Here is a 14,586-nt window from a genome sequence, read left to right as displayed (position 1 = left end):
GTTTGCCATGACCGCTGTTGCCACCTCTGCGGTCACGGCGCAGGCGCAGGAACGCGTGCTCGACGGCTTCAACGACATCGGCGCCTGGCGCCTGGTGGTGTCCAACCAGGTCAGCGGCTCGCTGCGGCCGGTCGCCACCAGTGCCGGCGGGCATGCGCTGTGCCTGGACTACAACTTCAACGGCGTGTCCGGCTATGTCGGCATCCGCCGCAACCTGCCGATCGACTATCCGGACAATTACCGCATCGGCTTTGCGCTGCGCGGCGACTCGCCGTCCAACGACCTGCAGGTCAAGCTGATCGATGCCAGCGGCGACAACGTGTGGTGGGTCAACCGGCCCGGCTTCAACTTCCCGAAGAACTGGACCACCGTCGGCTATCGCAAGCGCAACATCGAAAAGGCCTGGGGCCCGGGCCAGGACAAGCAGCTGCGCAGCAGCGCGGATGTCGAGTTCACCATCTACAACAAGGTCGGCGGCAAGGGCACGGTGTGCTTCGACCGTCTGACGCTCACGCCGCTGCCGCCGGAAGACACCTCGCCGTTGAAGGCCGAGGCCATCACCGATACCGCGCCCGCACTGGAACAACGCCTGGCCGACGGCAAGCCGGAGACCTTCTGGCTCAGCGGCGCGGTCAAGCAACAGACCGTCACGCTGGACCTGGGCAAGGTGCGCGAATTCGGCGGCGCGGTGGTGCAGTGGGTCCCCGGCCTGCAGGCCTCGCAATATGTGGTGCGCGCGTCCAGCGACGGGCGCGGCTGGCGCGACCTGCGCACCGTCACGGCCGGTGCCGGCGGCACCGATTGGCTGGCGCTGCCGGACACCGAGGCGCGATACCTGCGCTTCGATCTCAAGGACGGTCCCAACTGGCGCTATGGCATCAAGGAAGTGCAGCTGCAGCCGCTGGCGTTTGCGGCGACGCCGAACGACTTCATCAAGTCGCTGGCCGCGCAGATGCCGCGCGGCAGCTATCCACGCGGTTTCTCCGGCGAGCAGCCGTACTGGACCATCCTGGGTCTGGACGGCGGCACCGAGCAGGGCCTGATCGGCGAGGACGGCGCGGTGGAAGTGGGCAAGGGGGGCTTCAGCATCGAGCCGTTCGTGGTCACCGGCGGCAAGCTGCTGCACTGGTCCGACGTCAGCAGCGAACAGAGCCTGCAGGACGATTACCTGCCGATTCCCAGCGTCGACTGGCACCACGACCTGATGAACCTGCGCGTGACCGCATTCGTGCAGGGCACCCCGGATCAGGCGCAACTGGTTGCACGCTATCAGCTGCACAACACCGGCAAGGAGGCGCGCGACTTCACCCTGGCGTTGGCGGTGCGGCCGTTCCAGGTCAACCCGCCGGCGCAGTTCCTCAATACCCTGGGCGGCGTGAGCCGGATCGAACAACTGGCGGTGGAGGGCGCGCAGGTCAGCGTCAACGGCAAGCCGCGGGTATTCGCCGCACAACGTCCGGATGCCGGCTTTGCCAGCGCCTTCGACAGCGGTATGGATGTCAGCCATCTCACCGCCGCCACGCCGCCGACGATCACCCAGGTCAAGGACGACACCGGCCTGGCTTCGGGCGTGCTGCTGTATCGCTGGAAGCTGGAGCCCGGCCAACAGCGCGAGGTGGCGCTGGTGATTCCGCAGACCGGCACCGCGCAACTGCCGGCCGGCTTCGATGCCGACAAGGCGCAGCAGCAGGTGGCCCAACAGTGGCGCAGCAAGCTCGATCGCGTGCGCATCAGAGTGCCGGCCGAAGGCAAGCCGGTGGTCGACACCCTGCGCACCGCGCTGGCGCACATGTTGATCTCGCGCATCGGCCCGCGCCTGCAGCCGGGCACGCGCTCGTATTCGCGCAGCTGGATCCGCGACGGCGCGATGATTTCCGAAGGCCTGCTGCGGCTCGGCCGCGAAGACGTGGTGCGCGAGTACGTCGACTGGTTCGCCCCGTATCAGTTCGCCGACGGCATGGTGCCGTGCTGCGTGGACGACCGCGGCAGCGACCCGGTGCCCGAGAACGACAGCCATGGCGAGCTGATCTTCAACATCGCCGAGTACTACCGCTACACCGGCGACAAGGCGTTCCTGGAAAAGATGTGGCCGCACGTGACCGGCGCCTACGACTACATGGAAAAGCTGCGCGCCAGCGAACGCACCGAAGACAACTTCATGCGCAATCCGGCCTTCTACGGAATGATGCCGGTGTCGATCAGCCACGAAGGCTATTCGGCCAAGCCGGTGCATTCGTACTGGGACAACTTCTGGGCGCTGCGCGGCTACAAGGATGCGGCGATGCTGGCCGGCGCGCTCGACAAGCCCGACGAGGTCGCCCGCTTCAGCGCCGCACGCGACGAATTCAGTGGCGACCTGGTCGCCTCGCTAGGCGCTGCGGTGCGCCAGCACAGTCTCGATTTCCTGCCCGGCTCGGCCGAGCTGGGCGACTTCGATGCGACCTCGACCACCATCGCGCTGGCCCCGGGCGGCGAGCAGCAACGCCTGCCGCAGGACCTGCTGACCAATACCTTCGAGCGCTACTGGAAGGAGTTTTCCGACCGCCGCGACGGCAAGCGCGCATGGAAGGACTACACGCCCTACGAATGGCGCAACGTGGCCGCGTTCGTGCGCCTGGGCTGGCGCGACCGCGCCTGGGACGCCACCGCGTTCTTCTTCAAGGACCGTGCGCCGCAACCCTGGAACCAATGGGCGGAAGTGGTCTCGCGCACGCCGCGTACGCCGTTCTTCGTCGGCGACCTGCCGCATGCCTGGGTTGCCTCGGATTTCGTGCGCTCGGTGCTGGACATGTTCGCCTACGGACGCGAATCCGACGCCAGCCTGGTCATCGCTGCCGGCACGCCGACGCGCTGGTTCGAGGGCAAGGGCATCGGCATTGCCGAACTGCGCACACCGTACGGGCGCCTCAATTACACCTTGCAGCGCACCGACAAGCAGCTGGTGCTGCAACTGCAGCCGGGCCTGATCCTGCCGCCGGGCGGCGTGGTGTTGCCGTGGCCGTACCAGGGCACGCCGGGCAAGGCCAGCATCAACGGTGAATCTGCCGAGTGGCAGAACGGCGAACTGCGGATTCAACAGCTGCCGGCCAACGTGCAGATCGATGTGCCCAGCGCGGTGCGGCGGGCCGAGCGCGCCTCGCAATGAAAGACGCGGCTCGACCGACCCGGGCAGCGCCGGTGCGGCGCTGCGGCGGGTGGCCGGTCGCGTGGCTGGCGCTGCTACTGTGCTTTGTCGCTGTACACGCCACGCAGGCCGCGCAACCCGCACAGCTCAACCAGACCGAACAGGCAGCACACGCATCCCCGGCAGTGCAGTCGCCGGGCGCGGCGCAGCGCGAGATGACCCTGGTCACGCTCAACCTGCATCACGACCGCGAAGACTGGCCGGCGCGTCGCGCCTATATCGCCAGACAGCTCAAGCAACTGGCGCCGGACGTGATCGCGCTGCAGGAAGTGATCGAGCGCCGCGGCAGCGTGGAGAACCAGGCCGCCTGGTTGGCGCGCAAGCTGGATTACGACTACACCTTCGCCTCGGCAGATCCGGTCGGCGCGCCCAAGCGCTACGGCAACGCGTTGCTGAGCCGGCGCACGGTGCTGGCCCGGCATCAGCGCCTGCTGCAGCCGCTGGACGACTACCGCGTAGCCGCGCATCTGCAGGTCGATGTCGACGGCCAGCCGATCAATGTCTACGTCACCCACCTCAACGAACGTGCCGATGCGCGTGGCACGGCCACACGCACGCGTCAGGTCGCCGACCTGCTGGACTTCATTGCCTCCAACAGCGAGCAGGCACCGGTCGTGATCGCCGGCGATTTCAACACCGCCGCCGACGCCCTGGATCTGGAAGCGCTACGCAAGGGCTACGGCGACAGCTACGGCAGCGTGCATCGCAACAGCGATGCCACCGTCAGCACCTTGAACCTGCATGTGTTCGACACGCCGGCGCGGATCGACCACGTGTTCTTCCAGCAAAACCGGCTACTGGCGCGCGAAGCGCGCATCCTGTTCGACACCCCGTATGCCGAAGGGCGCTGGGCATCGGATCACTACGGCGTCTGGGTGCGCCTGCAGCTCGCGCCCGATCAGCCGTAACTCGACCCCTACATCAACCACGTAGGAGCGCACCCGGGCGCGATAGGGCATTACCGGTAACGCCCCATCGCGCCTGGGTGCGCTCCTACGAGCAGCAGATTGCAGCGCCGCCACGCTCACCCATGCAGGCGATTGAAGATCTGCACACCGGCCAGCCACACGCCGGCCATGCTGCCGACGTTGGTCAGCAGGAAGGTCAGCACCACGCGCGAGACGCGATTGCGGTACCAGCCGCGCAAGGTCTGCGCATCGTCGCGCAGCGACAGGAAGTCGCCATAGGCCGGCTTGCGCATATGCACTTCGACCAGGGCGGCGAACGCACCGGTCGGCACGCTCAGACGGAACGGTTTGAACGGCGCCACGACCGCCGCGGTGAGGATGCTCAACGGGTGGCTGCCGGCCAGCAGGCAGCCCAGCGCGGCCAGTCCGCCGGTATACATCGCCCACTGCAACAACAGGTCCGCGCCCATGCTCAGGCCGCCGCGCCAGAAGCCGATGCCGATGCCGGTGATGATGACCGCCAGGATGCCCAGCGTGATCCACGGAATGCGCTTGCGCTGCTGCACGAATTCCAGCGACTCGCGCAACGGGCCGGGTGCGGCGGTGTCCTGCTCCAGGTGGCGTGCAAGACCGGCCAGATGTCCTGCACCGACCACCGCCAGGATCTCGCGCTGATCGGTGGTGGCTTCCTCGCGCAGGCGCGTGGCCATGTACTGGTCGCGCTCGGCAATCACGGTCTCGTACAGCTCCGGGCTTTCGCTGGCAAAGTCGCCGAAGCTCGCCTCCAGCATGTCGCCCTGCTTGAGCTTTTCGATTTCCTCTTCGCCCACCTCGTCAGCCGCGAACAGACCGCCGAGCAGGCCGCCGGCCAGTTTCATCTTGCCGAAGAATCCCAGCCGCCCGGACGCGCGCTTGAAGGTCAGGCCGACCTCGCGATCGATCAGGTGCACCGGCAGGCCTTGCGCGCGCGCCAGATTCACCGCTTCCTTCAATTCCGCGCCCGGCTCGATACCGAGCTGCTTGGCCAGGCGGCGCTGGTAGGCGGCCAGGGCGAGGTTGGCCGCAAACAAGGCCACCCGGCCCTTGCGAATCACCTGCACCAGGTCCAGGCGGGCGAGGGCATCGGGGTCGCTGAGCGCCTGCAGGCGCTGCGCGTCCAGTTCCACCGCTACCGCATCGTAGCGGCCGCTGCCGATCGCCCGCTGCACCGCAGCCACGCTGGCCAGCGAGACATGCGCGGTGCCGAGCAGGGTATAGCGCACGCCATCGCGTTCGACGATGCGATGCGGCTGGCCGGACAGCGCATCGTCCAGAACGTGGGTGGTTTGCTCAGTCATGGGGTCATTCATCAGAAGGAGGGGCGGTGTCACCGGAGCCGAGCGCGCGTTGCATCTGCACGCCGTCCAGCCAGCGACCATGCTTGCGGCCGATACCGGTGAACACTCCGACCGTGCGAAAACCAAAACGTTCATGCAGCCGTCGCGATGCCAGGTTGTCGGCATCGCCGATCACCGCAATCATCTGTCGATAGCCGCGCTGTTGGCAGCGTGCGATCAGCTCGCCGAGCAAGGCCTTGCCGATGCCGTGGCCCTGTGCGGCGCTGGCGAGATAGATCGAATTCTCGACTGTCCAGCGGTAGCCGGCGCGTGCGCGATAGGCGCCGACGTAGGCATAGCCCACCACCACGCCATCGCGCTCGGCAACAAGATAGGGGTAGCCGGCATCCACACTCGCGCGCACCCGTGCAGCCATCTCATCGCGCGATGGTGCGCTGTATTCGTAGCTGTTGACCCCGGCAATCTGCTCCGCATAGATCGCGGTGATGGCCGGGATGTCCGTGTCGCGGACTTCGCGCAACTCCACTGGCATGCGGTCAGTCGATGTAGCGCTTGAGCAGGTCGCCATACGCATCGATACGGCGATCGCGCAGGAACGGCCAGATGCGGCGCACGTGTTCGCTACGCTGCAGGTCGACGTCGCAGACCAGCACCGTCGGGTCCTGTCCGGCTTCGGCGATGAATTCGCCCTGCGGCCCCAGCACATGGCTGTTGCCCCAGAACTGGATGCCCGACGCGCCCAACGGCGAGGGCTCATGGCCGACGCGGTTGCACGACAGCACCGGCACCCCGTTGGCGACCGCATGGCCGCGATGGCTGAGCACCCAGGCATCGCGCTGGCGCTCCTGCTCCGGTTGCTGGTCATCCGGATCCCAGCCGATCGCGGTGGGGTAGAGCAGCAGCTCCGCACCGGCCAGCGCCATCAGGCGCGCCGCTTCGGGGTACCACTGGTCCCAGCACACCAGCACGCCGAGGCGGCCGACCGAGGTATCGATCGGCGCAAAGCCCAGATCGCCCGGCGTGAAATAGAACTTTTCATAGAAGCCGGGATCGTCCGGGATGTGCATCTTGCGGTACTTGCCGAGCAGGCGGCCGTCCTTTTCGAACACGACCGCGGTGTTGTGATACAGCCCGGCCGCGCGGCGCTCGAACAGCGAGGCCACCAGCACCACGCCGTGCTGCTTGGCCAGCGCGCCCAGCCGCTCGGTGCTGGGGCCGGGGATCGGCTCGGCCAGGTCGAATTCGTCCACCGACTCGTGCTGGCAGAAATACGCACCGTTGTGCAGTTCCTGCAGCAGCACCAGCTTGGCGCCCTGTGCGGCGGCTTCGGCCACGCGCGATTCGATGATGGCCAGATTGGCCGCGGCGTCGCCGTGGTTGCGCTCCTGGATCAGCGCGACGGGAAGGAGATGACGGGTCATGGCGATTCGTCCAGCGAAGTGGCGCACTAAGGTAGCGCGCGATGGTGTAACACCGGCCTGCCGGCCGGAACAGGAGTGACTCAGGCAGCCAGCAGACCGGCGGGCAGCTGCATGGTCAGACAGTGCAGGCTGCCGTTCTGCCAGATCAATGGGCGGCACGGCACCGGCACGATGACGTGCTGCGGAAACGCCTCGGCCAGTACCGCCTGCGCGCTCGCATCGGCCTTGTCGCCGTAAGCCGGCATCAGCACCGCCCCGTTGACGATCAGGAAGTTGGCGTACGAGGCGGCCAGACGCCGGCCCTGGTCCAGGATCGGCTCGGCCCACGGCAACACGAACAGCCGATACGGCTGCCCATCGGCCTTGCGCAACGCAGCCAGTTCGGCGCCCATCGCCTGCAGTTCGGTGTAATGCGAATCGCTGGCCACATCGCAGCCCTGGTAGACGATCGCATCCGGGCCGGCGAAGCGCGCCAGCGTATCGATATGCGCGTCGGTGTCGTCGCCTTCCAGATAGCCGTGATCCAGCCACAGCACGCGGTCCTGCGCCAGCCACGCGGCAAGATCGGCACTCAGCGAATCGCGCGTGCGCTGCGGATGCCGCTCGTGCAGGCACTTCCAGGTGGTCAGCAAGGTGCCCGCACCATCGGTCTCGATCGCGCCGCCTTCCAGCGCAAAGTCCACCGTCTGCACCTGCGAGGGCACGAATACCTGCGCCGCATCCAGCGAGGTGACCAGCTGATCGTCCAGGCTGGCCTCGAACTTGCCGCCCCAGCCGGTGAAGCGGAAATCCATCAGGCGGAAACCGCCGTCCTGGCGCAGTGTGATCGGGCCCGAATCGCGCAGCCAGGTGTCGTTGTAGGCCGCAACCACGAAGCGCACCTGCGCCATGTCCACCCGTGCCGAGCGCAGCCGCGCTTCCGCGTAGATCTGCAGGTCGTCATCGGCCACGCACACGATCACCGGCTCGAAGCGGGAAATCGCCGTGACCAGCGCGATATAGGTGTCTTCCACCTCGGCAAGACGCTCGGCCCAATCGGTGCCCGCATGCGGCCACGCAATCAACACGGCGGACTGAGATTCCCACTCGGCAGGAAAGCGAACGCTATCGGTCATAACTTGCAACTACCTAATCAATGCCAGGCAACGCCGGGCCGTTAATTCAATCCCCGCACATGGATGTGCGGGCTCTTGCGAGGGACTCGCCTTAAGTCGGCTCTTGCGAGGGACTCGCGTTGAATCGGCTCTTGCGAGGAATTCGCGTCGAATCGGCTCTTGCGAAGGACTCTCCTTACCGACTCGCAGCGATCGCTTCCCGCACACCATTGGATCAAACCACTGTTGCAGTCACCCTCCGATGGAACCCGAACAACCCGCGATCACTTGATCGGCGGCTTGGGCCCGATCTCGTTGGCATCGGCCTGGTTGGCTACCACGTCGATCACCCGGCTCTTTTCGAAGTACACGGTGAAGGCCGGATATACCCAGCGATGGATGGTCGGCCACTGGCGCTTCTGGCCACCGCGCGGCGCCAGCTTTTCCTGCGGCGCGCCATAACGGCCTTCGACCTGGCTCATGCTGTCGCCGCGCAAGGGCAGGGCAGCGGCAGGCTTCTGCTGTGCGCGGTCGATCAGCAGCGTATCGGCCGACGCAGCGGCACTGATCCCCATCAGCGCGATCAGCGGCAGGACAAACAAACGGTTGCGCATGTCATCTACTCCCCAGTGGACAAGATTCGGATGGTGATTACAGCAAAACCAGGGCCGGCGTGCTTGCTGATCGGTGGTACCCAACGCCGCGGCGTATGCCTGCCAGCGCAACCGTTACGCGGAGCCGGGCGGGCATCCGCGCAGTCCAGCCTGCATCAGGCAATCGTCGGCGCGAGCATCGGCCAAGAAAAAGCCGCCCGGAGGCGGCTTTCTCGGGTCTTGCACGCGCGGCGAAAGCTTAGCGCTGACGCGCCTTGAAACGCGGGTTCGACTTGCAGATCACGAAGACCTTGCCGCGGCGGCGGACCACCTTGCAGTCGCGGTGACGGGTCTTCGCAGACTTCAGGGAGGACAGGACTTTCATGGCACACCTCGGCGTAAACGGTTGGATTCGATGGAAGAGTGCCCGCAATCGAGGGTGCACCCGGAATTAAGCCGGCAATTCTAACCGGCTTTTCGTCGTGCTTTCAAGTGGTTGCATCGCAATCCCCGCGAGCGGCGCTACACTACCGCCTGATGACCTTCCGGAAACCTGAATGACCGACCTTTCGCCCGTCCTTACCATCGATGGTCCCTCCGGCGCCGGCAAGGGCACCGTGAGCCGGATCGTGGCCGCCCGGCTGGGCTGGCATTACCTCGATTCGGGCGCACTGTATCGCGCGGTGGGCGTGGCAGCGAGCTGGGCCGATCTGGATGTCTCCGATCCGGCTGCGCTGGTGCGCTGCACCTTCGACACCAAGGTGGAGTTCGACGATGCCGGCGAGGCAGGGCTGCGGGTGCTGGTCAATGGCGTGGACGCCACCGGCGAACTGCGCCTGGAGACCACCGGCGCACTTGCCTCGGCGATTGCGGCCATTCCCGAGGTGCGCGGCGCGTTGAAGGAACGCCAACGCGCATTCAGGCAGGCCCCCGGCCTGGTCGCGGACGGGCGCGACATGGGCACGGTGATCTTCCCCGATGCCGCCTTCAAGGTGTTTCTGACCGCCAGTGCCGAAGAACGTGCGGGCCGTCGCCATAAACAGTTGATGGAAAAGGGTGTTTCGGTTATCTTTGACGACCTGCTGCGCGAGATCATGGCTCGAGATGCCCGTGATGCGCAGCGGGTGGTGGCGCCATTGCGGCCGGCCGAAGACGCCGTGCTGATCGATACCAGCGGAATGGGGATCGAGGATGTCGTCCAACGTGTGGTCGGGTTGTTGACCGTTCGCGCGTCGTCGTAAGCGTTCCGCAAGCGGGCATGTCCCGCCGACCGTAAGGCGTTCCAAGGCTCCGTCGCACATCCCGTGTGGCGGTTCTACTACTACTTAACCGACTCGCTGTCCGGAGTCGACCAACAGGCTGGGCGCTTGGCATCTGTCGCATTCGACGATCAACGCCCGTGTGTTCAACTGAGTAAAATTCAAATGACAGAATCTTTTGCTGAACTGTTCGAAGCCAGTCAAGCCAATCTGGCGAAGCTGAAGCCGGGCTCCATTGTCACCGGTACCGTCGTGGAAGTGCGCGGCGACGTGGTGGTGATCAACGCTGGCCTGAAGTCCGAAGGCATCGTGCCGATCGAGCAGTTCCGTAATGACGCTGGCGAGATCGATGTCGGCGTAGGCGACCAGGTCAAGGTTGCCCTCGATTCCATCGAGAACGGCTTCGGTGAGACCGTGCTGTCGCGCGAGAAGGCCAAGCGCGCAATGGTGTGGGACGAGCTGGAAGAGGCGTTGGAAAAGAACGAAACCATCACCGGCCGCATCAGCGGCAAGGTCAAGGGTGGTTTCACAGTGGACATCAAGGATGTCCGCGCGTTCCTGCCTGGTTCGCTGGTGGATGTGCGCCCGGTGCGCGACCCGGCCTACCTGGAAGGCAAGGAACTCGAGTTCAAGCTGATCAAGCTGGACCGCAAGCGCAACAACGTGGTGGTTTCGCGTCGTGCCGTGGTCGAGAGCGAGCACTCGGAAGAGCGCGAGCAGCTGATGGACAAGCTGCAGGAAGGCGCGATCCTGAAGGGTGTCGTCAAGAACCTGACCGATTACGGCGCGTTCGTGGACCTGGGCGGTATCGACGGCCTGCTGCACATCACCGACATGGCCTGGAAGCGCGTGCGCCATCCGTCCGAAGTCGTCAACGTCGGCGACGAGCTGGACGTGCGCGTGCTGAAGTTCGATCGCGAGCGTAACCGCGTCAGCCTCGGCCTGAAGCAGCTGGGCGAAGATCCGTGGGACAACATCGCACGTCGTTACCCGGCCAACAGCCGCGTGTTCGGCAAGGTCTCCAACGTCACCGATTACGGCGCATTCGTCGAGATCGAGCCGGGCGTCGAAGGTCTGGTGCACGTCTCCGAGATGGATTGGACCAACAAGAACGTCAACCCGTCCAAGGTTGTGCAGGTGGGTGACGAAGTCGAAGTGATGGTGCTGGATGTCGACGAGGAGCGTCGCCGCATCTCGCTGGGCATGAAGCAGGTTGCCGCCAATCCGTGGGAAACCTTCGCTGCCACCCACAAGAAGAACGACAAGGTGTCCGGCCAGATCAAGTCGATCACCGACTTCGGCATCTTCATCGGTCTGGACGGCGGCATCGACGGCCTGGTCCACCTGTCCGACATCAGCTGGAACACCACCGGCGAAGATGTCGTGCGCAACTACAAGAAGGGCGACACGCTGGAAGCCGTTGTGCTGGCAGTCGATCCGGAACGTGAGCGCATCAGCCTGGGCGTCAAGCAGCTGGAGCAGGATCCGTTCGGCCAGTACATGGCGTCCAACCCGAAGGGTTCGAAGGTCGAAGGCGTGGTGCGTGAAGTGGATGCCAAGGGCGCCACGATCGACCTGGCCGACGGCATCGAAGGCTACGTCGCTGCACGCGACATCGCCAACGAGCGTGTGGACGACGCGACCCAGCACCTGAAGGTCGGCGACAAGATCGAAGCCAAGTTCGTGGGCATGGACCGCAAGGGCCGCACCCTGCAGCTGTCGATCAAGGCCAAGGACGATGCCGAAATGCGCGAAACGCTGGAGGAATACCAGTCTTCGGCCGCATCCGGTGGCATGACCCAGCTGGGCGCGCTGCTGCGTGCACAGTTGAACAGCAACAAGTCCGAGTAAGCGCGTAGCGCTCGCAAGAGCGTGATGGATCGGCCCGGGCTTGCCCGGGCCGATTCCGATGTGTCAGTCGAAAAAAGCAAGTCTTCCCATGACCAAGTCCGAATTGATTGAAATCCTGGCGCGACGTCAAGCGCATCTGAAGGCGGACGACGTGGATCTGGCAGTCAAATCGCTGCTGGAAATGATGGGGCAGGCGCTCTCCGATGGTGATCGGATCGAAATCCGCGGGTTCGGCAGCTTCTCGCTGCATTACCGCCCGCCACGTCTTGGCCGTAATCCGAAGACCGGCGAGTCGGTCGCGTTGCCGGGCAAGCATGTTCCGCATTTCAAGCCTGGCAAGGAATTGCGCGAGCGTGTCAGCTCCGTGGTCCCGGTCGATCTGCTGGATGCGGCTGACTGAGGTCATTCTGCCGCTGCGTTTATGTCGGCTCGGTTAAGCTAAGCCTCTTTCGACGGAGTCTGGCCATGAAGGTGTTTCGCTTGCTGGTGATGTTGGCCTTCCTGCTGGTCGGTCTGATCATCGGTGCGGTCAATTCCCAGGACGTCACTCTCGACTTCCTTTTCTCTAGTGTGCACACGACCTCCGGAATCGCGATCATCGTCGCGCTGCTGGTCGGTGTGTTGATCGGCGCCGGCATGGTGCTGGTCAGTGTGGTCATTCCCCTCTATTCCAAACTGCGCCAGGCCAACAAGGCGGTTGCAGTCAGTCGCGCCGACACCAGGCCCATTGCGCCTGCCGCAGTCGAGCCGCGCCCCTTTGATGGACTGTAAGCGCGTATGGACTTTCTGACCGAGTGGATCTGGTTCTTCCTGTTCGTGCCGTTGGCAGCGCTGGGGGGCTGGGTCGTTGGCCGCCGCGGTGGTCAACGCCACGGCGATACCCAGGTCAGTCGCCTGTCCAGCACCTACTTTCGTGGCCTGAACTATCTGCTCAACGAGCAGCCGGACAAGGCGATCGAGCTGTTTCTGCACATCGCCGAACTGGACAAGGAGACCTTCGAGACCCAGGTTGCGTTGGGGCATTTGTTCCGTCGCCGCGGTGAGGTCGACCGCGCGATCCGGCTGCATCAGGGCCTGGTGCAACGCGCCGACCTGACCGATCAGCAGCGCGTGCAGGCCTTGCTGGCGCTGGGCGAGGACTACATGAAGTCCGGCCTGCTGGATCGCGCCGAGACCGTGTTCACCGAACTGGCGCAACTGGATCAGCGTGCGCCGCAGGCGCTGCGTCACCTGATCGGCATCTATCAGGCCGAGCGCGACTGGGAAAAGGCGATCGACAACGCCACCCGTTACGAAGAAGTCACCGGCGAGCCGATGGGCAAGCTGATTTCGCAATTCGAGTGCGAGCTGGCCGACCGCTATCGTGGCCTGAGCAAGCCCGACGAAGCATTGCAGGCGATCGCGCGCGCCTACCAGGCCGATGGCACCTCGGTGCGCGCCGGCATTCTGGAGGGACGCATCGAAGCCGAGCGCGGACACGACGAAGCGGCAGTGCGCGCGTTCGAGCGCGCTGCGCGGCACGATCCGGAATACCTGCCGGAGATCATTCCCGCATTGATGGCGGCCTATCGCCGGGTCGGCGATATCGCCGGCGCACGTAATTTCCTGTCCGAGATGACCGAGCACTATCGCGGCATCGCCCCGGTGCTGGCATTGACCCAGTTGATGGAAGCCCAGGACGGTGTGGCACCTGCGTTGGCCTACCTGGGTCGCCAGCTCAAGGACCGGCCCTCGGTCCGCGGCGAATCGGCGTTGATCGACCTGACCCTGGCCGAAGGCAGCGACCCGGTCGGCACCTTGCAGGACCTCAAGCACATCACCGACCAGTTGCTGGTGCGCAACCCGAGTTACCGCTGCACCCGCTGCGGCTTCGGCGCCAAGACCCATCACTGGCAATGCCCGAGTTGCAAGGAATGGGGCACGGTCAAGCCGCTGTTGAACTACGCGGTGGTCTGATGCCGCAGGCCTGGCTGTGGTGGTGTCTGTTGCACCTGACGGTCGCGGCACTGGGAACCTGGTTGTTGCGACGTTACGCGCTGCATCGGCGGCTGCTCGATCATCCGGGTGAACGCCGCAGCCATGTGGTCGCGACCCCACGTGGCGGTGGCATGGCAATCGTGGCGGCGCTGCTGTCCGGGTGCGTGGCAGCCGGCGTGATCTGGCCGGCTGCAGGCCCGATTCTTGGTTGGTTCGCGGCCGGGCTGGTGCTGGTGGCCGGCGTGGGTTGGTGGGACGACCATCGTCCGCTCTCGGCCAGGCTGCGTTTTGCGATCCACCTATTGGCGTCGGTCATGCTGGGCTGGCTGGTCAGCCATTACACCGGCAGGCTCTGGGATGGCGTGCTCACCGCCATGGCGTCGGTAGTGTTGATCAACGTCTGGAACTTCATGGACGGCATCAACGGCCTGGCCAGCAGCCAGGCGGCCCTGGCCGCGCTGGCGTTTGCTGCGGTCTTGCCTGGTGCCTGGGCCTGGGCCGGTCTTGCCGTCGCCGCGTCCTGCCTGGGATTTTTGCCGTTCAACTTTCCGCGTGCGCGCATCTTTCTGGGTGATGGCGGCAGTGGTGCGTTGGGATATGTGCTGGCTGCGCTGCTGGCGCTGACGGTGGCCAGCGGCCAGGTGAGCTGGTGGATCAGTTGGTTGCCACTGACAGCATTTCTTGTAGACGCCGGCTTCACGCTGCTGTCTCGCATGCTCGCCGGGCAACGGTGGTGGGAGCCACACGCCCAACATCTCTATCAGCGTCTGGCACGCAGGCTTGAGACGCACGTTCCGGTAACCGGTATTTATTTCGCTTTCAGCGTCGCCGTCGTCTGCTTGTATGTGTTACTTCGTCATGATGCAACTTGGCTGCAGGTATCCGGAGCCCTGGTATGGGGACTGGGTGCCACCGCAATCTGGCACTTCCTGCGCGATGGATTGCGCAATTCCTGAGTAACG

Annotated in this window: 14 protein-coding genes; 8 read left to right on the top strand and 6 right to left on the bottom strand. The window is 65.1% G+C overall.

The genetic code is table 11. The annotated features are described in order from the left end of the window. Positions 1 to 7 precede the first annotated feature (7 nt). Both AC1PLS_RS11600 and AC1PLS_RS11595 read left to right on the top strand, forming a co-directional pair. Positions 8 to 3,145, top strand: a complete 3,138-nt coding sequence (locus AC1PLS_RS11600; RefSeq protein ID WP_481103698.1) for a discoidin domain-containing protein — start codon at positions 8 to 10, stop codon at positions 3,143 to 3,145. After that, positions 3,142 to 4,092, top strand: coding sequence for an endonuclease/exonuclease/phosphatase family protein (locus AC1PLS_RS11595; protein ID WP_260300017.1), 951 nt, complete (start codon positions 3,142 to 3,144; stop codon positions 4,090 to 4,092). The genes AC1PLS_RS11600 and AC1PLS_RS11595 overlap by 4 nt, the downstream gene beginning before the upstream one ends. A 116-nt stretch (positions 4,093 to 4,208) precedes the next feature. Here the strand turns inward: AC1PLS_RS11595 and AC1PLS_RS11590 are convergent, their stop codons facing one another. The 6 genes from AC1PLS_RS11590 to ykgO form a co-directional block, all read right to left on the bottom strand. Next, entirely contained in the window at positions 4,209 to 5,441 is a 1,233-nt protein-coding gene (locus AC1PLS_RS11590; RefSeq protein ID WP_039515126.1) for a TraB/GumN family protein, read from the bottom strand. Beyond that, entirely contained in the window at positions 5,434 to 5,961 is a 528-nt protein-coding gene (locus AC1PLS_RS11585) for a GNAT family N-acetyltransferase (protein WP_054591964.1), read from the bottom strand. The genes AC1PLS_RS11590 and AC1PLS_RS11585 overlap by 8 nt, the downstream gene beginning before the upstream one ends. 4 nt (positions 5,962 to 5,965) lie before the next feature. Continuing rightward, on the bottom strand, positions 5,966 to 6,850 hold the full coding sequence (locus AC1PLS_RS11580) for a carbon-nitrogen hydrolase (protein ID WP_016904714.1): 885 nt from the start codon (positions 6,848 to 6,850) through the stop codon (positions 5,966 to 5,968). A gap of 80 nt (positions 6,851 to 6,930) precedes the next feature. Beyond that, positions 6,931 to 7,965, bottom strand: a complete 1,035-nt coding sequence (locus AC1PLS_RS11575) for an agmatine deiminase family protein (RefSeq protein ID WP_184431215.1) — start codon at positions 7,963 to 7,965, stop codon at positions 6,931 to 6,933. Between the two features lie 263 nt (positions 7,966 to 8,228). Further along, positions 8,229 to 8,558, bottom strand: coding sequence for a hypothetical protein (locus AC1PLS_RS11570; protein WP_039515118.1), 330 nt, complete (start codon positions 8,556 to 8,558; stop codon positions 8,229 to 8,231). Positions 8,559 to 8,796: 238 nt separating this feature from the next. Further along, positions 8,797 to 8,922 (bottom strand): type B 50S ribosomal protein L36, encoded by a 126-nt coding sequence (gene ykgO / locus AC1PLS_RS11565; protein ID WP_005913193.1) that lies wholly within the window; start codon positions 8,920 to 8,922, stop codon positions 8,797 to 8,799. 172 nt (positions 8,923 to 9,094) lie between these two features. Here ykgO and cmk point away from each other — a divergent pair, with 172 nt between their 5' ends. From cmk to AC1PLS_RS11535, 6 genes are all read left to right on the top strand, one after another. Continuing rightward, on the top strand, positions 9,095 to 9,778 hold the full coding sequence (gene cmk, locus AC1PLS_RS11560; protein WP_184431213.1) for a (d)CMP kinase: 684 nt from the start codon (positions 9,095 to 9,097) through the stop codon (positions 9,776 to 9,778). Between the two features lie 183 nt (positions 9,779 to 9,961). After that, positions 9,962 to 11,647, top strand: coding sequence for a 30S ribosomal protein S1 (rpsA, locus tag AC1PLS_RS11555; RefSeq protein ID WP_016903550.1), 1,686 nt, complete (start codon positions 9,962 to 9,964; stop codon positions 11,645 to 11,647). Between the two features lie 88 nt (positions 11,648 to 11,735). Further along, entirely contained in the window at positions 11,736 to 12,047 is a 312-nt protein-coding gene (locus tag AC1PLS_RS11550; protein WP_016903549.1) for an integration host factor subunit beta, read from the top strand. 65 nt (positions 12,048 to 12,112) lie between these two features. Continuing rightward, positions 12,113 to 12,418, top strand: coding sequence for a lipopolysaccharide assembly protein LapA domain-containing protein (locus AC1PLS_RS11545; protein WP_102256649.1), 306 nt, complete (start codon positions 12,113 to 12,115; stop codon positions 12,416 to 12,418). A 6-nt stretch (positions 12,419 to 12,424) separates the two neighbouring features. After that, positions 12,425 to 13,603: a lipopolysaccharide assembly protein LapB gene (lapB, locus tag AC1PLS_RS11540; protein WP_016903547.1), complete on the top strand. Its 1,179-nt coding sequence runs from the start codon at positions 12,425 to 12,427 to the stop codon at positions 13,601 to 13,603. Further along, positions 13,603 to 14,580, top strand: a complete 978-nt coding sequence (locus tag AC1PLS_RS11535; protein WP_104568392.1) for an MraY family glycosyltransferase — start codon at positions 13,603 to 13,605, stop codon at positions 14,578 to 14,580. Before lapB ends, AC1PLS_RS11535 begins: the two co-directional genes overlap by 1 nt. The last annotated feature ends 6 nt before the right edge of the window (positions 14,581 to 14,586 follow it).

This window comes from Xanthomonas sp. NCPPB 3218 (assembly GCF_056725185.1).
Note: the sequence above shows the minus strand (reverse complement) of the source record. Positions and strands in the feature narration are given on the sequence as shown.

What these genes read in the sequence shown, in the direction of transcription:
- AC1PLS_RS11600 (WP_481103698.1), top strand. Translation starts at nt 8, where the DNA reads ATGACCGCTGTTGCCACCTCTGCGGTCACGGCGCAGGCGCAGGAACGC.
- AC1PLS_RS11595 (WP_260300017.1), top strand. Translation starts at nt 3,142, where the DNA reads ATGAAAGACGCGGCTCGACCGACCCGGGCAGCGCCGGTGCGGCGCTGC.
- AC1PLS_RS11590 (WP_039515126.1), bottom strand. Translation starts at nt 5,441, where the DNA reads ATGAATGACCCCATGACTGAGCAAACCACCCACGTTCTGGACGATGCG.
- AC1PLS_RS11585 (WP_054591964.1), bottom strand. Translation starts at nt 5,961, where the DNA reads ATGCCAGTGGAGTTGCGCGAAGTCCGCGACACGGACATCCCGGCCATC.
- AC1PLS_RS11580 (WP_016904714.1), bottom strand. Translation starts at nt 6,850, where the DNA reads ATGACCCGTCATCTCCTTCCCGTCGCGCTGATCCAGGAGCGCAACCAC.
- AC1PLS_RS11575 (WP_184431215.1), bottom strand. Translation starts at nt 7,965, where the DNA reads ATGACCGATAGCGTTCGCTTTCCTGCCGAGTGGGAATCTCAGTCCGCC.
- AC1PLS_RS11570 (WP_039515118.1), bottom strand. Translation starts at nt 8,558, where the DNA reads ATGCGCAACCGTTTGTTTGTCCTGCCGCTGATCGCGCTGATGGGGATC.
- ykgO (WP_005913193.1), bottom strand. Translation starts at nt 8,922, where the DNA reads ATGAAAGTCCTGTCCTCCCTGAAGTCTGCGAAGACCCGTCACCGCGAC.
- cmk (WP_184431213.1), top strand. Translation starts at nt 9,095, where the DNA reads ATGACCGACCTTTCGCCCGTCCTTACCATCGATGGTCCCTCCGGCGCC.
- rpsA (WP_016903550.1), top strand. Translation starts at nt 9,962, where the DNA reads ATGACAGAATCTTTTGCTGAACTGTTCGAAGCCAGTCAAGCCAATCTG.
- AC1PLS_RS11550 (WP_016903549.1), top strand. Translation starts at nt 11,736, where the DNA reads ATGACCAAGTCCGAATTGATTGAAATCCTGGCGCGACGTCAAGCGCAT.
- AC1PLS_RS11545 (WP_102256649.1), top strand. Translation starts at nt 12,113, where the DNA reads ATGAAGGTGTTTCGCTTGCTGGTGATGTTGGCCTTCCTGCTGGTCGGT.
- lapB (WP_016903547.1), top strand. Translation starts at nt 12,425, where the DNA reads ATGGACTTTCTGACCGAGTGGATCTGGTTCTTCCTGTTCGTGCCGTTG.
- AC1PLS_RS11535 (WP_104568392.1), top strand. Translation starts at nt 13,603, where the DNA reads ATGCCGCAGGCCTGGCTGTGGTGGTGTCTGTTGCACCTGACGGTCGCG.